The sequence below is a fragment of the Synechococcus sp. RS9909 genome (assembly GCF_014279595.1).
GTDB lineage: Bacteria > Cyanobacteriota > Cyanobacteriia > PCC-6307 > Cyanobiaceae > Synechococcus_C.
In genome coordinates this window covers 2,441,552-2,461,518 of record NZ_CP047943.1, presented here as the reverse complement: position 1 = coordinate 2,461,518, position 19,967 = coordinate 2,441,552, and the positions used below count along the sequence as shown (strand labels likewise).

Here is a 19,967-nt window from a genome sequence, read left to right as displayed (position 1 = left end):
AGCGTGGGCTGCTGGTTGCTGCTCAGCTCTCCACCTGCACCGCAACGGCGGTGTGGCTGTTCACTTTTCCGGCACGGATGGTGAGCACACCATCGCGATAACTGGCTTGGAGTTGCTCACGGTTCAGTCCCTGGGGAAAGCGGAAACTGCGGCTCCAGCTGCCGTAGCGGAACTCACTGAGCAGGGCGGTGTCTTCGTCCTCGGCGTTGTCGGGGCGACGACGTTCTGCGGTCACGCTGATGCTGCGATCGGTGGCCTGCACGTCGATCGTGCTCTTGTCGACACCGGGCAGCTCAAGGCTGATCACATAGGCCTCGGCCGTGTCGTGGATTTCCGCTGCAGGAACCCGCTCGGCCTGGGACAGTTGCTGGTCCAGGCGCTCAAACAGATCGAAGGGAGATTGGCGAAGGGTGATCATGGTGGTGTCCTCCAGAAGGTGGAAGTTGGGGGTGTTGGTTGTCACCCGCACCGCCAATCTGCGCCCTGTGCTTGGGCACCAACAGCCGGAGAACCGGCCGTTCAGGTTCGGTCTCGACCACCTGCTTCGGTTGCCACCACTGCCGTGTCGTGACAACCGCCCCTCAGAGCCGTTTGTCTTCAGAGCAGCCACCAGTCGGCAAAGGCGGCCGCCTGACCACAGGCGCGACCGTCCCCATCCCGGAGGGTCCAGATGCGGGCGTTGTTGATCACGAAACGGCGCCCATTCCGGTCGATGCGGATGCCCCGATAGCCGCGAAAGGCATCGCGTTGTTGTGCGGTGCTGAGGGCCTGCGCCCGGTCCCGTCGCTCGCTCTCCGGTGCCGTGCGTCGGGAGGGCATGCCCACCATGGCGGACCAGGGCCGTTGCCACAACCGCAGGGCGGTGGCGTTGGCATAGGTGAGTCGGGGGCCTTCGCCTGCGTCGAGAGCGGCGCCGTCGTGGGCGAGCACGGCCATGTCGGCAGCGAAGAGTTCCTGACAGATCAATCGGCCTGCGTTGCCGCTCCGGTCGCAGGCCAGCAGGGGTTGGCCGAAGGCGCGCTGGTGGGAGTGCAGCAGGAGCGTCACCAGGCCCTGTGTTGCCAAGCTCAGCCAGGGCGCTTCAGCCACCGGCGGCCATCGCGGCGAGCATCGCTTGCTGGGCCAGCGTTTGGCCTTGCTCGCGCAGGTGCGTCAGGAAGTGCTGTTTGGCCTCGGGGAAGCGTGGTTCCTCCGCCAGGGGCAGCTCACCGGCCGCATCCAGGCCCGTGTCGCCGTCCATGGCCGGGGTGATCACCACCAGATCGCCGTCGAGGGCGGCGTCGTAGCGCCACCAGAGGGTGGGATCGAGCACGGCGGGATGGGGTGGCGCCAGGGTTGCCGGGCTGTCGTCCGCACCTTGGCCGTCGTTCTGATCCGCTTCCGACGACTCAGCGAGCGCCTCCAGGGCTTGCCGGCGGTGTTCAGCCAGATCCTCCAGCAGCTTGGCGCGGGTGCGACCGCGCAATTGGAAGAGCACGAAGGGGTCTTCGCTGAACCGCTCCCCCATCAGGAAATACACGGCACTGATGTGTTTGCAGGGGTTGGCTTTATCGGGACAACTGCATTCGCTGCGCACCTCCTGGAGCTTGAAGGGAAAGAGACGTCGGCCGCTGGCCGCGAAGGCCCGTTCGATGTCCGCCGGCATGATTCCCGCCAGCAACTGCGCCGACCAGCGCGCCTTCTGGGTCAGGGCTTCGAGCACATAGCCCCAGTCTTCGTCGCTGAGCACATCGAGCCAGAGCTTCACCTTGTAGGGGTCTTCGCCGGTGCCCTGCACGCGGGCGTGCACCCGCCGCCCTTCGAAGCGGATCGAGGTCACATGCCCTTCGCGGGCATAGGCCCAGGCGCGCTCCAACCGTTTTTTGAAGCGGTAGGAGTTGATCAGCTCCATCCACTGCTCCACCCACCAGGGCTGCTGCCCCAGGCCCTCGTCGCCGAGGGAGGTGTTGATGCCGTTGCCGGGAGGGGTGAGGGTCATGCTGAAAGTGATCCGTTGTCGTCGAGGCTCACCAGTTCCTTCAGCTGGCCCATGTCGAGCCCGCCGAGCCAATCTTCGCCTGAGCCGATGATGTCTTCGGCGAGGCGTGATTTCTCGCGGATCATCCGGTCGATTTTTTCTTCGACCGATCCACTGGTGATGAACTTGTGCACCATCACCCGGTTCGTCTGGCCGATCCGGTAGGCGCGGTCGGTGGCCTGGTTTTCCACCGCCGGATTCCACCAGCGATCGATGTGAAACACATGGCTGGCGCGGGTGAGGTTGAGGCCCACACCACCGGCTTTCAGTGACAGCAGGAACAGCTGAGGCCCCCGCGGGTCTTCCTGGAAGCGATCGACCATCGCCTGGCGTTCGCTCTTGCTGGTGCTGCCGTTCAGGAACGGCACTTCGCTGCGCCAGCGCCGTTGCAGGTAACCCTGCAGCAGATGGCCCCATTCGGCGAACTGGGTGAAGAGCAGGGCGCGGTCGCCGGCGTCGATCACCTCCTCGAGGATTTCCTCCAGGCGCTGCAGTTTCATGGAGCGCTGCAGGAACTCGTCGCCGGCCGCCTCCTCTTTCAGGGCCAGGGCGGGATGGTTACAGATCTGCTTCAGCTTGGTGAGCAACCCCAGCACCTGGCCATGCCGTTGTCCGCGGGGCGCCCGGGCAATCGCATCGAGGGTGTCCTCGACGGTTTTGGCATAGAGCGCTTTCTGCTCCCTGCTCAATCCCACCCATTCGCTCAGTTCCACCTTTTCGGGCAGGTCGGAAATGATCGCTTTGTCGGTTTTGAGCCGGCGAAGAATGAAAGGTCCCACGCGGGATTTCAGATCCCGCAGCGACGACATGTCGCCATAGCGCTCAATCGGCATGCGGTAGCGCTGGCGGAAGAAGTCCTCTTCGCCGAGCACCCGCGGGTTGAGGAAATCCATCAAGGCCCAGAGCTCGCTCACCCGGTTCTCCACCGGCGTGCCGGTGAGGGCAATGCGGAAACGGCTGCTGCGTCCTGCGCGGGCCAGGTCTCGGGCCGCCATGCTCTGTTTGGCGCTCGGATTCTTGATTGCCTGCGCTTCGTCGATCACCACCCCCTGCCAATCGAGACTTTCGAGCAGTTCGCTGTCGCGTTGGAGCAGGCCGTAGCTGGTGAGCACCAGATCCACATCCTTGAGGCTCTTCTTGAGTGCTGCAGGGGTGGCAGGGCGCCTGGGCCCGTAGTGCTCCTTCACCTCGAGCTCCGGCGTGAAGGCGGCGGCCTCCCGCTTCCAGTTGGTGAGCACCGAGGTGGGCGCCACGAGCAACACCGGCCTCTTCAGCTCCTGCTCGGCCTTCAGGTGCTGCAGAAAGGCGAGCAGCTGGATGGTCTTGCCCAGACCCATGTCGTCGGCCAGGCAGGCGCCTTGATCAAAGCGGTGCAGAAAGGCCAGCCAGCCGAGGCCCCGCTCCTGGTAAGGCCGCAGCTGGCCGCAGAAGCCCTCCGGCGCCGGCAGGGGATCGGGAGCTTTCTGTTGGTGATACTGCTCGAGCACCGCCTGCAGCCGTGGGCCCGCTTCCAGGCGGTGCACCGGCATGCGCATCAGCGTGTCGCCTTCGCTGGCGGTGAGGCGCAGGGCATCGTCGAGGCTGAGATCGGGCTTCGCGGCGAAAAACCGCTCCGCATTCTTGAGATCGTTGGGGCGCAGCTCGATCCAGGTGCCCTTGTGCCGCACCAGGGGGCTGCGCTTGCCCGCCAGGCGCTCCAGTTCCCGCAGCGTCAGGGTGACGCCGCCGATCATCAGCTCCCAGCTCCAGTCGAGGGTTTCGCCCAGCGTGAAACCGCGGGATTTCTCCGGTAGTTCCGCCTGAATCGCCAGGCCGAGCCTGCTCGCCAGGCCACCCGAGAGGCTGGCTGGAAGCTCCACGCCCACCCCCACATCGCGGAGTTCGCGGGCTGCGGTGCGCACCAGCACGAAGGCTTCGGCGGGGGTGAGTTGCATCCCTTCCGGCGTGGCGCTGTCGAGACCGCGTTCGATCGGTGGAAACACCGTGAGCGCCCGGCCCATGCCTTCCAGCAGCAGTTCGCCCGGATGCTCCACGGCGATTTCGCCGAGCTGGAGTCCCTTCGGACCGGCCGCCCAGGCGAGGGCGGCCGGCACCTTGAGCGTGGGATCCGCTTCGGCCTGCAGTGCGAACCGCAGGGTCCAGAGGTCATCGCCGTCGTCGGGGGTCTCCAGTTCCAGGCAGGCCCGCGCCGCCGCCACAGTGCCGGCCACCCCTTCGCGCCAGTGATGGCTGGCGGTGGCCAGACGCTCTGCGTCTTCATCGCCCAGGTGGATCACGCCGGTGTCGCTGCCGAGGGCCTCCTCCCAGGCGGCAAGCAGGGGATCGAGCCCGTCCGTCTGGGCTGTGAAACCCGTGCGCAGCTGGGCATCCACCAGGTCTTCGAGCAGGGTGGCGACGCGCAGTCGGCCGCTGCGGGGACGACAACAGGCCACCGGATTGGCCGCCCGCATCGCCTCAGGCCGCAGCCGGGTGGTGCGGTTGCTGCGCTTCCCGGTGGGTTCGCGCCAGGGGAGAGCGCAGGTGGCCACCAGCGGCAGGCGGGCCGCCATGTCTTCCAGGCGGCGGCGATCGTCTTCGCGATTGAGCAGAGGCACCCAACGGGCGCGGTGGGGGTAGCCCTCCCCTTTGCTCAGCTCCACCTGGGGAATCCAGCGACTGCGAGCAATCAGGCTGAGGGCCCAGCGCTGCATGTGGCTCCACCAGCGCAGCTCATCGGCGAGGTCGGGGTGGCGGCCGGAGAGGGGCAAGCGGGCCAGCCAGGCGGTGGCTGCACCGGGTTCGACCGCCAGGCCCTGTACCTGCCAGGGCCACCATTCGGTCTGCTTCGGAATCGGTTCTCCCGCCTGCAGGGGCAGACCCGTCCAGCCCTCATCCACAGGGGCGGTCTCGCCACGCTTCCGCTTCGGTTTCACCGTGCGGCTGGGCAGGGTGAGGCAGGCGGTGGCATCGATGATGCCGTCGGGCAGCAGCTCCCGTTCGCTCAGCCAGGCGCGCAGGTCATCGGCGCTGAGGGTGAAGGGATGGGTGGCCGGGGTCACGCCGGGGCCCGCCGGCTCCGCCACACGCCAGGTGTCCGCCCACACCAGCAGGGCGGCACGCCCGGAACTGGTGGGTGTACGGATGGCCGGGAGCCAGGTGGCGTGCAGCAGGCTCATGGCCGCGACGCAGACAACATGCGGTGGGTTCCGTGAAGCAGGAGTGCGCTGCCGATCAACGGCAACCACGCCAAGAGGAGGTCCTGCACCAATGATGCCAGGGCGTCAGGCCCCCCCCAGGGTGAGGGCAGGGGCATCCCCAGGCTGCGGATCCCGCACACCGCCCCCACAAGGCCGGCCCGCAGATGGGAATCCTCCGGATCGACCCGCTCGAGATGGAAGGCCAGCAAGCCATAGAAGAGTCCGCAGCCGGTGGAGCGCACCGCCATTTCGGGACCGAGAGGCAGGCTCATCAACCCGGCGCAGGTGCCAGCTAGCAGGGCCCAGCCAATGGAGCGCAGGCGCAGGCTGGCGCGACTGTCCACGGCAAACGTCGATGGCGGCTCAGGGGCGATCATGGCTGCTGGACCTGCCTCCCACGCCCGAATTCGCCATGGCTGTTGCACGATCGTCGCGTCCGCAGGAGGCACGTCCCCGCAGTGGTGAGCAGATTCGCGAGGCCTTTCTGGCCTTTTATGAGCAGCGCGGCCACCAGCGCATCGCCAGCGCCTCCCTGGTTCCGGAGGACCCCACGGTGCTGCTCACCATCGCCGGCATGCTCCCCTTCAAGCCGGTGTTTCTGGGGCAGCAGCAGCGGCCAGCGCCCCGCGCCACCAGTTCCCAGAAGTGCATCCGCACCAACGACATCGAAAACGTGGGCCGCACGGCGCGGCATCACACGTTTTTCGAGATGCTCGGCAACTTCTCCTTCGGCGACTACTTCAAGGAGCAGGCGATTCAGTGGGCCTGGGAGCTGAGCACCGAGGTGTTCGGCCTTTCGCCGAAGAATCTCGTCGTGAGCGTGTTCCGCGAGGACGACGAAGGCGAGGCGATCTGGCGCGATCGGGTGGGAGTGAACCCTAAGCGGATCATCCGCATGGATGAGGCCGACAACTTCTGGGCCTCCGGCCCCACCGGCCCCTGCGGCCCCTGCTCGGAGATCTATTACGACTTCAAGCCCGAACTCGGCGACGACGGCATCGACCTCGAGGACGATTCCCGCTTCATCGAGTTCTACAACTTGGTGTTCATGCAGTACAACCGCGACGCCGAGGGCACGCTCACGCCGCTGGAGAACCGCAACATCGACACCGGCATGGGCCTGGAGCGGATGGCCCAGATCCTGCAGGCCGTTCCCAATAACTACGAAACCGATCTCATCTATCCGCTGATCGAAACGGCGGCACAACTGGCGGGCGTGGCCTATCCCGCCCTCGATGGGAAGGGCAAAACCAGCCTCAAGGTGATCGGCGACCACTCCCGTGCCATCACCCAGCTGATTGGCGATGGCGTGACGGCCAGCAATCTCGGCCGCGGCTACATCCTGCGCCGGTTGCTGCGCCGCGTGGTGCGCCATGGCCGCCTGCTTGGCATCGACAAGCCCTTCCTCACGGCGATGGGCGAAGCCTCGATCGCGCTGATGCAGAGCGCTTACCCGCAGCTGCTGGAGCGCCGCGAGGTGATCCTGGCGGAGCTCCAGCGTGAAGAAGCCCGCTTCCTGGAAACCCTGGAGCGGGGAGAGAAGTTGTTGGCCGATGTGCTGGCGGCCAAGCCCAAGCAGATCTCCGGCGCGCAGGCCTTCGAGCTCTACGACACCTACGGCTTCCCTTTGGAGCTCACCGAGGAGATCGCTGAGGAGCACGGTCTCACGGTGGATCTCGATGGATTTGAGGCGGCGATGGAGGCCCAGCGTCAGCGGGCCAAGGCCGCGGCGGTGAGCATTGATCTCACCCTCCAGGAAGCGATCGATCAGGTGGCGGCTGATCTGGAGGCCACGGCCTTCCGCGGCTACGAGCTGCTGGAGCAGAGCAGCTGCGTGGTGGCGCTGGTGGTGAACGGCGAGCCGGCGCAGCGGGCCGTGGCAGGAGACAGCGTGCAGGTGGTGCTCGACACCACCCCCTTCTATGGCGAAGGCGGCGGCCAGGTGGGGGATCGCGGCGTGCTCAGCGGCGACGGGCCGGATGGCCATGGCCTGATCGTGGCGATCGAGGCGGTGTCGCGCAACCGCAGTGTGTTTGTGCACAGCGGCCGCATCGAGCGCGGCGTGCTCAGCCTCGGGGATGTGGTGCATGGCCAGGTGGACCGGGCCTGCCGCCGCCGCGCCCAGGCGAACCACACCGCCACGCACCTGCTGCAGGCGGCCCTGAAGCAGGTGGTGGATCCGGGCATCGGCCAGGCTGGTTCGCTGGTGGATTTCGATCGCCTCCGCTTCGATTTCCACTGCCCCCGTGCCGTCACCGCCGCCGAGCTCGAGCAGATCGAAGCGCTGATCAACGGCTGGATCAGCGAGGCCCACAGCCTCGAGGTTCAGGAGATGGCGATCGAGACAGCCAAGGCCGCCGGTGCCGTGGCGATGTTCGGTGAGAAATACGCCGATGTGGTGCGGGTGGTGGATGTGCCCGGCGTGTCGATGGAGCTCTGCGGCGGCACCCACGTGGCCAACACCGCTGAGATCGGTCTGTTCAAGATCGTGAGCGAGAGCGGCGTGGCCGCCGGCATCCGCCGCATCGAAGCGGTGGCCGGCCCGGCTGTGCTGGCTTATCTCAACGAGCGCGACGCGGTGGTGAAGCAACTGGGCGAGCGTTTCAAGGCCCAGCCCGCCGAGATCGTGGATCGCGTCGTGCAGCTGGCGGATGAGCTCAAGGCCAGCCAGAAGGCTCTGGTTGCCGCCCGTGAAGAACTCGCCCTGGCGAAATCAGCGGCGCTGGCGGGGCAGGCGGTGGCGGTGGGTGCGCACCAGCTGCTGGTGGCGCGCCTCGATGGTGTCGAGGGTGGCGGTTTGCAGAGCGCGGCTCAGGGCCTGGTGGATCAGCTCGGCGACGGCGCGGCTGTGGTTCTGGGCGGTCTGCCCGACCCCGGCGATCTGGGCAAGGTGATCCTGGTGGCGGCCTTCGGCAAGGCGGTGATCTCCAGGGGGCAGCAGGCCGGCAAGTTCATTGGTGGAATCGCCAAGGTCTGCGGTGGCGGCGGTGGCGGCCGCCCCAACCTGGCCCAGGCCGGTGGCCGCGATGGCGCTGCCCTCGACAGGGCCCTGGCCGCGGCGCGGGAGGAGCTCAGCGCCGCACTCAGCTGAGCGGCTCGTTGGATCTCGGCAACTTCAGCTCCTGGCGCCACTCCTGCAGGGGGCGCTCCCAGCCGTCTTCGAGTTTGCGGGCGATCACCAGCTCCGCATCCAGGCCCATCTGAAAGCCTCGAGCGAGCGCTTTGAGCATCGGCTCCAGCGATTCGCCGTTCTGCAGGGCACTCAACATGCCGCCGAAGATCAGCATGACGGCTAGGGGTGAGCGGTTCTGGGCCAGGTTGAAGCCCTGCAAGCCCAGTTCGCTGGCAGCGTCGATGCCGAAGCCGGTGAGCACGTGCGCGATGTCATGGGTTTCCTTCAGCCGGTGCACCACGTACTCCTGGGGGTTGGTCACCGGAGATGGGTCGATCAGGGTGTCGGGTGTGATGTTTTGGCTGACCAGCTGATCGGCATAACAGCGACCGAGACTCCCCTCCGGCAGGGTCTGCAGTTGTTGGAGATCGATCGGTTGTGGTCGCCAACCCTCGTCGACCAGGGCCTTGAAATGGCTGTCGGCCAGCAGATGTTGCACCATCTGTTCGCCGAGCGGGCTGTCTTTGAGACTTCCGGCAACGGCAAAGACGCTCTCAAGGGAGCCGGGGTTCTTGAGGAAGGTGGCCAGGCCCGCCACCATCTTCAGGCTCTGGAGCCGTTCTTTGAGATTGAGCTTCACGGCGATGGGGAGGCCTGTGGGTGTTCGTAGTCTGGCCAAGGCGACTGATCGGGGCCAGGATCCAGATCGAGACGGGACGTGTCCCCTAACGTCGCCTCGACGTTCGACCTCCGGCACCATCAACGCACTCAATCTGCTGATCCTTCTGGTGGGCGCTCACTTCGTGTGCGATTTCGTTCTCCAGAGCGATCGGATGGCGCAGGAGAAGTTGCCGGGGGCCGATGCCACGCTCCATTGGCGCTGGTGGTTGATTGCCCATGCGGCGACCCATGGCCTTGCTGTGGCGCTGATCACGTCGATTCCGCTCCTTGGTGTGGCCGAAACGGTCGCTCACGCGATCATTGATTGGCTGAAGGGCCGTTTGCGCTTTTCGCTTGGCCTTGATCAGGCCCTGCATTTGCTCTGCAAGCTGATCTGGGTGGGTCTGATCGTTCGCTTCTGAGTTCATGTCTGCCCTCACGCGTGAGGCCCTCGCGGCGATCACCCTCTTTGCAGATCTCAACGGCGACGATCTCGATCGCTTGCTCGATCGTCATCGCCAGAGCGATCACCAGATCGATCAGGTGATTGTGATGGAACAGGACTGGGGCGAGTCGCTGTTTCTGATTCGCGACGGTCTGGCCAAGGTGCGCACCACCACCGCCGACGGTGATGAGGTGATCATGTCGCTCCTGGGTCCGGGAGATGTGTTCGGTGAGATGGCGGCTCTGGATGGCGCATCGCGTTCGGCGGATGTGGTGGCTCTGACTCCCCTGCGTCTGGTGAAGCTGCGCTCGGCTCCCTTCGCTGCGCTGTTGCAGCAGCAGCCCGCCTTCGCCCTGGCCCTGGCCCGCCTCGAGGCGGGACGCCTGCGTGATCTGAATCAACGCTTTGCCCTGCAGAGCGCCGACGCCACCACCCGCCTGCTCGATGCCCTCGCCTACCTGGCACGGAAGAGTTCCGGCCAGGCTGATGTGGAAGCGCCGATCCCGCCTCTGGCCCAGAAGGAGATTGCCCTTCTGGCTGGCCTGGCCAGGGAAACGGCCTCGCGCACGCTCAGCAAGTTACGCAGCAGGGGTGTGGTGAGCGAGGCGAACGGCGGCCTGCAACTCAGTGACCTCGCACCGCTGCGTAAGCGTGGTCTGCTGCTGTGAGAGCGGGATGCCGGTTGGGGCGAGCAGTTGTTCAAAAGCGGTAACGGAGTTTCCCGTAGAGGCCGCTGCCGAGGAGCCAGTCATTCCAGAAGCCAGTGTTGTCATCGTCCTGGAACTGATCGATCCATCCCAGCTCCACGCTCCAGTGACGACCGTTGAGCCAGCGCAGCAGCAGGCCACCTGAACCAATGGTGTCGGAGAACGTGATCGCATCGCGTTGAGTGCTGATTCCACCCATTCCGAGGAAAGGCACCAGCTGCAAGGCGTTCTGCTGTTGCTGCCAGAAGGTCCAGGCCAGTTCTGTGCTGCCCAGCCAGCCGCTGTCACCGCTGATCAGGGTGCCAGGAAGGCCACGGAGTCCCGTGTCACTGCCTAAGGAGAACCCCATGTCGTTGGTGAGCTCATGGAATGCAACCTGGCCAGCGGCACGCAGCGACCATTGCAGGTTGGGTGACAAGGCCCAGCTGTTGCTGATGATCCCCCCCAGTGCCCTCGATTCGCCGGGGTCGATGCCGAAGAAGCCAAGATTCTGTAACTCTTGCTGGGAGCTGAACCCCGCGATTCCCTGCAGGCCATAGAGCTGCCCTGACCAGGCCCAGGAGCCACTTTGGCCGCTGCTGCCGATCCCGAAGCGGAGATACCCTGTGGTTAGGTCGCCATCCAGGCCGCCGCCAATAATCAGGGGAAAGGACGCATCATTCAGGTAGCTGTTGTTGTGATTGGCACTCAGGCCGGCGAAGGCATACCAGCTCTGGCTGTCGCTCTCGGAGAAGGTCCATTGGAGTTGCCCCAAGCCCTGGTACTGACGAAAGCTGAGGCCATGGGCAATTCCGCTGGCTTCTACAAAGTTACGTCGGCTTGCTCCGAATGAGCCGGTCAGGCTGACTTTGGCGCCGAGAGGCAGGGTGTAGCTGAGCGAGCCGATTCCGGTGCCGAATTCCGGATCGCTGTCGGTATTCCCTTCTCCGTAAAGCTGAAGCACATCACCCTCGAGCAGTAGCTCGCGTTTCTGCAGAACGGCAAGGGCGCGCCATTCGCCGCTGCCGGCATTGCCGTCATTGCGCAGGCTGATGTCGCCCCTCCAGGGATGGCGTGGCGCCGTGACCGAGAGTTGAAGCACGGCCTGGGTGGGATCGCTGCCCAGCTTTCCCAGGCTCCCAGACACGCTGCCAACAATCTGGCGCTGGCGCAGCTGACGCAGTCTGGTCTGGAGGACAGGCAGCTGCAGGGGTTCTCCCAGAAGGTTGCGGAGCGCCTGTCGCACCCGTTGGCCCAGACCGGGTGTCTCGGCATCCACACGGATCTCCACCAGGCGCCCCAGCACCACCACCAGTCGTCCGGGAGGTGGATCCCGCTCCACAAACACCCTGGAGTTCACATACCCGTCTTGTTGCAGCCGAGCTGTGAGCGCTTCGGAGCACAACTGCAGGCTGCGTTCGGGGTTGATGTGATCACAGCTACTGAGAATCGCGCTGAGTTCCTCGGCGGTGTAAGGCGTTGCTCCCTCAACAGCGGGAGTCCAGGGTGGCTGTGACTGCTTGGGGCGCGGCAATCGATCCGGTTGACGTGGCGAGGGCGCGCTCTCCGGAGAGAGCTGCAACGGATCCGTGTCTTGTTGCGGTTCCTGTTCGACGGTTGCGGGTGCAGGAATGCGGGCTGGGCCGGGTTGCAGCGGCGGAGACACCAGTTGCGCCAGCAGGAACAGCATCGCGATGGGTTTGGCCTGGCGCCGCCGAACCTTAGAGATCGATGCGAATCCTGCCTAAATTGATGTGCCTCTTGGCTGTCTGAGTTTCTCGATGGTCGGCGCCCAGCCTTGATGAAAGCCTCGTCTGTTCTGTCGCTTCTGCTCGTTGTTTCGGGGCTGGGTTCTGCTGTGCGTGCGCAGGTCACGGCTGATCCCTCCCTGGGCAGTCGCGTCAATGGTGCCCTGGGAGGCAGCTGCAACAGCGGTATCTGCAGGATCGGTGGCGGCCAGGATGCCGGCACGAATCGGTTTCATCGCCTGCGTCAGTTTGATACCCGCGGAGCGATCCAGTCGGTGGAGATTCAGAGCGATGGCATTCGCAATCTCGTGCTGGGTGTCACGGCGTCGGAGGGAAGCTTCATCGATAAAGCGGTGGCGCTCACCTCGCCAGCCCATCTGTTTCTGCTCTCGCCGGGGGGGATCCAGTTGATGCCCGGCGCAGGCTTCCTGCAGGTCCCCCAGCTCACCCTGAGCACGGCCAGCCAACTCCACTTTCCTGGCGGAGTGTTTGATGTGTTGCGTTCCCCGGCCTCTGCCCTTACGGCGTTGCATGGTGACCCCCTGCCGGGACAGCTGGGGCTCCGTGGCGTCCTCGATGAGGATCGCCGGCCTTGGATCCGCATGGAAGGCATCAGCATTGATGTGGAGGAGTCGTTGCTTGTGGATGCTCCCGGGGGCCGGATTGATGTCGAGTCCAGTCGGCTATCTGCGAGCAATTCCAGCGGCGACGGTGGCACGCTCACGCTCACCGCAGATCAGGTGCGCGTTGGGGCCGGTTCGGCCCTTTTGGCCACCGGCAGTCGCGACGGCGGCCTGGTGCAGGTGGGTGGTAGTTGGCAGAACAGTGACCCGACCGTGCGTCAGGCCGCGCAGACCTGGGTCCAGCCAGGTTCGCTCGTGGATGCGTCTTCCACCGGCCAGGGCGATGGGGGCACCGTGGTGATCTGGAGTGATCTGAACAACAGCTCCGGCGGAACGGTGGTCGAAGGAACCCTGCTGGCACGGGGTGGACCCTTGGGTGGCAACGGTGGTCGGGTGGAGACCTCTGGAGCATTTCTGCTGGCGAAACCGGAGCGGCTGGATGTGGGCGCCGTTGGCGGTGTTGTGGGTGAGTGGCTATTGGATCCCTACAACATCACCATCAGCACGACCACAGGAAATACGTTTGACGTCACAGATCCAGTTGATCCGAACGGGCGTCTTTTTGAGTCCACGTCGTCACCATCACTGATCGATGTTGATGATCTCGACACGGCGTTGGGGACTTCAACAAATGTGCGGATTGCAACAGGGCCAGGCACCACCTCTGAAGGGGGCAACATCACGTGGCAGGCGGGAGCGCCTCTGGATTATTCGTCGTCGACTGGCCGCCTCGTGCTCGACGCTTCCGGCTACATCAAGTTGAATTCCAACATCACCACCGGCAGTGGCGGGCTGACATTGAATGCCGGTGCGGGTTTTGTTGAAGGAGCTGCGGCAGCAACGCTTGCCTTGAACGGGCCCCTGAAAATCTCAACAGGTGATAGCACCATCGGCACCCCTGGGGCATCAGCGCCTGCCTTCGCCGCCACGCTCAGCGGTAACGGTGATCTCTTTAAGGTCGGGAACGGTCGTTTGATTCTTTCTGGAAATAACAGTGGCTGGACCGGAGCTGCCACCGTGGAGGCAGGAGCGCTGCGGCTGCTGGATGCCAATGCCCTGGGATCTGCTGCTGCCTCCACCACTGTTGAATCCGGTGCTGCTCTCGAACTCAGTGGCGGGCTGAATGTGGGGGAGCCGATCATGCTCAAGGGCGGAACTCTGAGGAATTGGTCTGGCGTGAACACGCTCTCAAGCACGCTCACATTGAACGGAACATCCTCACTGGATCTGCGACAGGATCGCCTGATCCTGAGCCCTATTAGTGGGAATGCCGTGACGGTGGATCCCGCTGCCAGTGCTTTCGCGTCCAATCTCAATGCGACCGGTGATGGTGCTCTAACCAGTTCCGCTGCGATCAATCTGGGTGATGGCCAGACGCCAACTGGCTACGGCGACTTCACGCAGAGCGGAAGTGGTGACATCCGATTCCAAGACACCCTGTTCCTCAGGCGTTTGGCTGCCACTGGTGGTGGCACTCTCTGGCTGGATCAGCCTGTTGGCAGTGTGGTGATCGATGGCGGCAATCCGATCACGATTGCTCTCTCTGGCGGCTCATTGTTGCGCCGCGATGCGAGTGAAACGGTGACAGGTGTTGCGTTGGAACTCGGCAGCGGTGGCGGCGGGATCAGTGTCAACGATGCAGCTGCCACGCTGATCTGGGATGCGCCGATCAGTGGCCGTGGCGATTTCATCAAACAGGGGGATGGCACCCTGCGTTTTGCTTCATCAGCGGCCATCATCTACAGCGGCCAGACTTTGGTTGAAGCCGGAGTACTCGATGTGCTCTCCTCTTCACCCACCTCGGCCACATGTTCGGGTTCTGGCACCTCCAACCTCTGCACGGAGCCTGATCCGGGCCCTGAGCCCACACCTGATCCGGAGCCGACACCCGAACCGATACCCATTCCAAGGGCCACCAGCACTGATGCGGAGGATCGTGAGGCCGTTGTCGCTCTTGATGCGGTGGCTGAGGCGCCGCCGCTCCAGCCTGCACTGCAGCTGGCAGCGACGCAGGATGCTCTCGATCCCGAGAGTTCGTTGGGAGCAGCTTCCTTGGCCTCGCAGACCGCTCCACAAACCACGGCACTCGTTGTTGACCTGGGTCAGGGGGGTTCGGATGCGGCAGAGGCTTCACGCGTTCCGTCATCGGAGGCTCCGACGGTGGTGGCGCTCTCTGCCGATGAGGCGGTGGATCAATTGCGTGGGGCTGACCAGGAGGCGACCCAGCGCACTGTGGCTGCCCTGGGCCTTTCGGACGGGCTCGCTGGAACCGTGCCTGAAACCCCTTCTCTTACCCAGATCCAGACGACGCTTCAGCAGGTTCAGCAGCAGGCACAGGCGAGAGATGGTGTGAAGCCAGCCGTGCTCCAGGTCCGTTTCACAGCCCAGAACGAAAGCTTTCTCGATCTCACCCTGGTCCCCGCTTCAGGGGAGGTGGTCTCTCGCCGCGTCGCGGTGTCGCGTGAACGGTTTGCTGCGCTGTTGAAGGCGTTGTATCGCCAGCTGTCCCGTCAGGAGTCACTCGAGGTCAGCGATCCCCGTTCGGCATCCCGACAACTGCATCAGCTGTTGATCGAGCCCATCCAGCAGGGATTGCGCGATCAGGGCATCACCACCCTGCTTATCGCTGCGGACCAGGGACTCCAGGCCGTGCCCTTCGCGGCTCTCAGCGATGGAGCAACCTATTTCGGTACGCGTTATGCCTTCGGTCTGACCCCTTCTCTGGCACTCACGGATCTCAATGCTGCAACACGCTCCAGCGGTCTTCTGGCCATGGGGGCTTCCGAATTCGAGGGCCTTGCACCGTTGCCCCTGGTGCCTCAGGAACTCAGCAACATTCAGGATGCGGTCAGCACGGATCGTTACCTCAACAGCGCCTTCACTCCCTCAACGCTGATCGCGCTGGCCAGCGATCCGCGTTACGGCCGGGTGCACGTGGCCACGCATGCCGACTTCCGCCCGGGTGGGCCATCCCGCTCCGTTTTGCACACCGGGGCCGGGCCGATGTCGATGGCAGCATTCGCGCGTCTGCGTCGCCAGCGCAGCGAGGCCCCTCTGGATCTGGTGGTGCTCAGTGCGTGTCGCACGTTGCTCGGAGATCCAGACAGCGAACTGGGTTTTGCCGGTCTGGCGCTTCAGGCCGGAGCCCGCAGTGCCGTCGGTACGCTCTGGTATGTCGATGATGTGGTGACATCGGCATTTTTCGTGCAGTTTTATCGCTTCCTGGAGCAGGGAGTTCCCAAGGCCGAGGCGCTTCAGCGCACCCGGCAATTGTTTGCGCAAGGGCAGGTTCAACTGCAGGGTGATCGGGTGATCGGCGCGATGGGCGAACCCTTGCTGCGTGATCTGGACGCGGCGCAGCGACGTCGCGTTGCCGGGGGCATGGAGAATCCCTTTTTCTGGGCTGGCATCGAGCTGATCGGTTCCCCCTGGTGACGCTGATGAGGGCTCTGACCATGGCTGTTCAGCGATTGACGCAACGCACACGAGGGTGTGACCGGGATCAATGCAGGTGGGTGTGGAAGGGCGCCACCCTGCAGTCGTTGTTTGCTGCCCGGTTGTGATCCGTTCTCATCGCCCCAGTGTGTTGGGCATGCTCGCCCTGGCATGGCTGTTGACAGCCTTGGCTGCCGTTTCAGTGCAGGCGCAGTCGCGCAATGCTTTTCCCGGTCGACGGATCGGTGGCGGCACACGAGGGGAATGTGCTGCCCGCCAGATCATCCATCTGGTTCCCGAATCGAGTGTGTACACCCCCGGAGCGACACGATTGATCGCCTGGTTGGAGGGGCCCACGAGCGACCCCAGGCCTCTGCAGCTGACGTTGCGCCAGCAGGATGCGGCGGTTTTCAGCCGCACAATGGAAACGGGAGGAGGTCCCAGACTTGTTCTTTTCTCCGTTCCAGCCACAGTTGCCTTTCCCTTGGTGTGGGAATCGTCGTATCAATGCGCTGATGCACCCGCGGCCGATGAATTCGGCTTTCTTGGGGTCGAGGCGCCCCCGGCTAAAAGTCTGTTGCTCAAAGAGTCGGTTTCTGGTGAAGCCATGCTGAGCCCGCAGCTGGAGGCTCTCCAGGCCAACTGTGGCAGCTCCATTCCTTTGCAGCCCCTTGCCGCTGCATTCGGGCTCGAGGATCTGATCAGTTCTCAGTGGCCGGAGATGATCCCTGTGGTGTGTCGTTGATGGCGGTTTCCACGTTCACCTGATCCCGCCACTCGAAAACCCTCAGTGGTTCTGTGCGGCCTTTCACGTGGACCTCACCCCAGTCGATGACAGCGTCATCCTTCGGATTCACTCCTGCCAGGCTGAGGCTTTCGGCGGATATCAGAACGCGCACCCATCCCTGATGGCGATCCTTGTCCAGGCTTTCCAGGCGTGAGGCGCAGTTCACGGTGTCGCCGATCACGGCATACTCCAGGCGTGAGCGGCTGCCCAGGGACCCGGTGAGAACCAGTCCCGAATGGATGCCGATGCGTAGCTTTAACGGCCAGGCCCCACGGGCTTGCAGATCCCGATTCAGCCTGGCGATCCCCGTCTGAATGGCCCTGGCGGCCTCCAGGGCCTGGGAGGCATCGCGTTCCAGGCCGGCAGAGATCGGTGCGCCAAACACGGCCAGCATGCCATCACCTGTGAATTTGTTGACCATGCCCCCGCGGCTGGTGACGGCGTCCACGCTGATGGCCATTCCCGCATTGAGCCAGTCCATCAACGCGGCTGGGCTGAGTTGCTCCGAAACCCGGGTGAAATGGCAGGTGTCGGTGAACAGGATCGTCACCGGTTGTTCACGACCGGCGAAGCGGCCGTCCTGAATCAGGTCAGCCCGTTGCTCCCAGAGCTGTTGGGCCACAGCTGGCGATGTGGCCTGCCCGAGCAGGCGAGCCATCTCCTGTTGATGCCGCTGGCTGATCGCCCCTCGCCGCAGAATGCCGGTGCTGCCGAAGAGGATCAGCCCACTGAGGGGCAGGGCAATGCCGATCCAGACGCCCTCCAACAGCAAGAGAACGCTCGTGCCGAACAGAGCCAGTGCACTCAGGCCGAGCAGGAGGCTGCTGCGACGGATCCGGTGTGGTCGTTCGGCAATGGCGATTCCCAGCAGAAGCATGACCGCCAGAAGGAGGTGACGCTGCAGGGCAGAGGCAGTGCGGATCGGAGCCTGACCATCCCGAAGCAGGGCCTGGAGAGAGGCGAGGCGCTGCGCATGCAGCTCCACACCCGGTAACGCGAGAAAACGTTCGCCCTGATCCAGGCGACTCTGGGGAATCTCGAACTGATCCTTGAGGGAGGGAGCGGTGCTGCCGATCAGAACGATCCGGTCCTGGATGCTGGAGGCGTCAACGCGACCGGACAGCAAAGCTCGGAGTGAGACGATCGGGAAGCGGCCGGGAGGGTGCACGGGCAGCATCGTTTGATAGCCCGAGGCATCGAGCCGTTGGTAACCGCCGGACTGGGGTTGCAACCAGATCTCAGCGGGTAAGGCCTCCAGCTGCCGATGGAGGTTGGGATTGCCCCTGGCGGTTTCCAGCAACCTCAGGGGAAGGGAGCGGACCGCTTCGCTCTGTCCGCCCACATGCACGAGATCGCGTCGCACGACGCGATCGCTGTCCACCACCAGATCATTGAAAGCCTGCTGGCGCGGTGGCGTGCCGGGAATCGCAGGAATCGCATCGGCCATGTTGTGGATGGAGATGAGCCGCGGGTTGGTCTGAATGAGTGTGCTCAGGCAGGTCGCGGAGTCGGTTCCGATTGGATCGCGGTAGAGGTCGAGCCCGATTGCGCTGGCGCCAAGGGTCTCAAGCCGTTGGATGGCGCCGCAGAGGTGGCGATCGGGGATGGGCCACTTGAAGGCCTTGAGATCGGCTTCGTCGATTCCCACCACGGTGATGGCACCATCGTCAGGGGAGTGCTGCGTTTCTCGCAGGCTGGCGACCAGGTCGTAGAGCAGCAGATTGAGCGTTTCTGCAGCTGGTGATGCCTGGAAACCCACCAGCAGTGCGCTGGCCGCGACGTAAGGCAGAAGCCAGCGCTTCCAGCTCATGGGGTGTCGCTGGCGAGATTGAACAATCGCTGCATGCGACCAATCAGGGCCCGACGACGGGTTTCCGATCGTCGCTGGGAGAGGGTGCGCAGTTCCTTGCGCCGCGTCGCCATCAAGGTGCCGATCGTTTCAAGGATTTCTGGATGCTCCTCCATCAGGGGGATGAGATGGCGTCGTTCGATTTCCAGGAGAACGCACTCGTCGTTGCAGATCACCGTGGCCGCGCGAGGTTCGCCTGTGCAGAGAGCCATCTCTCCAAAGACGTCGCTTGTTGTGAGGCTCGCAATTCGGTGGGCCTGGCCTTCACCTTCCCCCTGCAGCACATCCAGGCTTCCACTCACGATCACAAACAGGCTGTGACCTCGTTCGCCTTCCCTCACCACCACTTCTCCTGGAGCAAAACTTTGGCAGCGGCCTTGCGCGGCCAGTCGTTGCAGTTGATCGGCAGTGAGATGGGAGAAGATCTCCAGGCTGGCCAGAAGTTGTTGTTTCGCTTCCTCGCTGACAGTGTCTGATGGCAGTAGGGCCGGGGAAGGTTCTGAGCGAATGTCTCGGATCGGGAAAGGAATCGATTGGCCGATGCGTTGCAGGGCGTACCAGATCTGCTCGAGAAGATCACTTTTCAGCTGAAGTTGCTCCAGCGCCGAGTTCTGCCAGGTGAGCAGGCGATAGTTGATTGAGCTGTCGGCAAAGGCGTCGAGCCACACTTTGGGAGTCGGTTCCTTGAGAACTTTGCGATTGCGTTGAACGATGGTCTGAAGAAGATTGATCGCTTGCCTGGGAGGCAGGCTGTAGTCAAGACCGACCTCCACAATCTGACCCACTGGATCGCCTGGTTTAAAGCGCCGCAGACTCTCCACGGCGATGCGGCTGTTGGGGATCACGGTCAAGGAACCCTCCAGGGTATGGATGCGTGTGGTCATCAAGCGAAGCGAGGTCACCACCCCTCGGGTGAAACCAAGATCAATCCAGTCGCCTTCTTCAAAAGGAGAATCCACCTGTAGAGAAATGCCGGCAAAAAGGTTTTTCAGGGTTTCCTGGGCGGCCAGACCAATCACGGCCGTGAGCACGGCTGAGGTGGCGGCCAGGCCCACCAGGTTCACCTGGAAGTCACGGTGAATCACGATCAGGGTGATTGAAGTGGCGATCGCCAGGGTGAGAAGATCCCGGAGAATTTTGGCGGTGGGTTTCCACCAGCCCAGCTCGGACGGCAGTTGCAGTGAGCCCCAGCTGAGCAACCGAATGATGCTGTAAATCCACAATAAACTGATGGCGGTTTTCAGGCTCTGGGTCAGCAGAGCGAGCCTGCTCTGCTCCAGAATTGCCACCATCAACGTGAGCACCGGAATCGCAATGGCCGCAATCAATGGCAAACGCAGCGGCGGCGGTGTGAGATTTCGAGTCCGGCACACGCGTTGAAGGCCAAGGAGAGATCCGATGGCAAAAAGGCTGAGCAGAAGGGCCATCG

General features: G+C 63.9%; 14 protein-coding genes. 5 read left to right on the top strand and 9 right to left on the bottom strand.

What is annotated here, in order from left to right:
- Positions 1-22 precede the first annotated feature (22 nt).
- From SynRS9909_RS13060 to SynRS9909_RS13040, 5 genes are all read right to left on the bottom strand, one after another.
- Entirely contained in the window at positions 23-418 is a 396-nt protein-coding gene (locus tag SynRS9909_RS13060) for an Hsp20/alpha crystallin family protein (protein WP_038001792.1), read from the bottom strand.
- A 179-nt stretch (positions 419-597) separates the two neighbouring features.
- Positions 598-1,047, bottom strand: coding sequence for an MEKHLA domain-containing protein (locus tag SynRS9909_RS13055; RefSeq protein ID WP_255479178.1), 450 nt, complete (start codon positions 1,045-1,047; stop codon positions 598-600).
- A gap of 34 nt (positions 1,048-1,081) precedes the next feature.
- On the bottom strand, positions 1,082-1,978 hold the full coding sequence (locus tag SynRS9909_RS13050) for an SWIM zinc finger family protein (protein ID WP_007101264.1): 897 nt from the start codon (positions 1,976-1,978) through the stop codon (positions 1,082-1,084).
- Positions 1,975-5,172 carry a DEAD/DEAH box helicase gene (locus tag SynRS9909_RS13045; RefSeq protein ID WP_007101265.1) on the bottom strand — a complete coding sequence of 1,066 codons (3,198 nt, stop codon included), beginning with the start codon at positions 5,170-5,172 and terminating at the stop codon, positions 1,975-1,977. The genes SynRS9909_RS13050 and SynRS9909_RS13045 overlap by 4 nt, the downstream gene beginning before the upstream one ends.
- Entirely contained in the window at positions 5,169-5,570 is a 402-nt protein-coding gene (locus tag SynRS9909_RS13040; protein ID WP_007101266.1) for a hypothetical protein, read from the bottom strand. The genes SynRS9909_RS13045 and SynRS9909_RS13040 overlap by 4 nt, the downstream gene beginning before the upstream one ends.
- Positions 5,571-5,605: 35 nt before the next feature.
- Between SynRS9909_RS13040 and alaS the strand changes: the two genes are divergently transcribed.
- Complete coding sequence (gene alaS, locus SynRS9909_RS13035; RefSeq protein ID WP_038001014.1) at positions 5,606-8,284, top strand: alanine--tRNA ligase; 2,679 nt, start codon at positions 5,606-5,608, stop codon at positions 8,282-8,284.
- Here alaS and SynRS9909_RS13030 read toward each other — a convergent pair.
- Positions 8,277-8,945: a Coq4 family protein gene (locus SynRS9909_RS13030; protein ID WP_007101268.1), complete on the bottom strand. Its 669-nt coding sequence runs from the start codon at positions 8,943-8,945 to the stop codon at positions 8,277-8,279. The two genes, alaS and SynRS9909_RS13030, sit on opposite strands and share 8 nt — an antisense overlap.
- A 118-nt stretch (positions 8,946-9,063) precedes the next feature.
- On the opposite strand from SynRS9909_RS13030, the gene SynRS9909_RS13025 reads away from it, so the two are divergent.
- Together SynRS9909_RS13025 and SynRS9909_RS13020 are read left to right on the top strand one after the other, a co-directional pair.
- Complete coding sequence (locus tag SynRS9909_RS13025; RefSeq protein WP_038001793.1) at positions 9,064-9,387, top strand: DUF3307 domain-containing protein; 324 nt, start codon at positions 9,064-9,066, stop codon at positions 9,385-9,387.
- Positions 9,388-9,391: 4 nt separating this feature from the next.
- The gene (locus tag SynRS9909_RS13020; RefSeq protein WP_007101270.1) at positions 9,392-10,078 is read left to right on the top strand and encodes a Crp/Fnr family transcriptional regulator; all 687 of its coding nucleotides are present in this window, start codon (positions 9,392-9,394) and stop codon (positions 10,076-10,078) included.
- Between the two features lie 31 nt (positions 10,079-10,109).
- On the opposite strand, the gene SynRS9909_RS13015 is transcribed toward SynRS9909_RS13020, so the two are convergent.
- Entirely contained in the window at positions 10,110-11,786 is a 1,677-nt protein-coding gene (locus tag SynRS9909_RS13015) for a ShlB/FhaC/HecB family hemolysin secretion/activation protein (protein ID WP_007101271.1), read from the bottom strand.
- Positions 11,787-11,897: 111 nt separating this feature from the next.
- On the opposite strand from SynRS9909_RS13015, the gene SynRS9909_RS13010 reads away from it, so the two are divergent.
- Positions 11,898-15,902, top strand: coding sequence for a CHAT domain-containing protein (locus SynRS9909_RS13010; protein ID WP_007101272.1), 4,005 nt, complete (start codon positions 11,898-11,900; stop codon positions 15,900-15,902).
- A gap of 187 nt (positions 15,903-16,089) precedes the next feature.
- Positions 16,090-16,647 (top strand): hypothetical protein, encoded by a 558-nt coding sequence (locus SynRS9909_RS13005; protein ID WP_162858308.1) that lies wholly within the window; start codon positions 16,090-16,092, stop codon positions 16,645-16,647.
- Here SynRS9909_RS13005 and SynRS9909_RS13000 read toward each other — a convergent pair.
- Together SynRS9909_RS13000 and SynRS9909_RS12995 are read right to left on the bottom strand one after the other, a co-directional pair.
- Entirely contained in the window at positions 16,604-18,499 is a 1,896-nt protein-coding gene (locus SynRS9909_RS13000; protein ID WP_007101273.1) for a CHASE2 domain-containing protein, read from the bottom strand. The two genes, SynRS9909_RS13005 and SynRS9909_RS13000, sit on opposite strands and share 44 nt — an antisense overlap.
- Positions 18,496-19,965: a mechanosensitive ion channel family protein gene (locus SynRS9909_RS12995; RefSeq protein ID WP_007101274.1), complete on the bottom strand. Its 1,470-nt coding sequence runs from the start codon at positions 19,963-19,965 to the stop codon at positions 18,496-18,498. The genes SynRS9909_RS13000 and SynRS9909_RS12995 overlap by 4 nt, the downstream gene beginning before the upstream one ends.
- Positions 19,966-19,967: the final 2 nt, after the last annotated feature.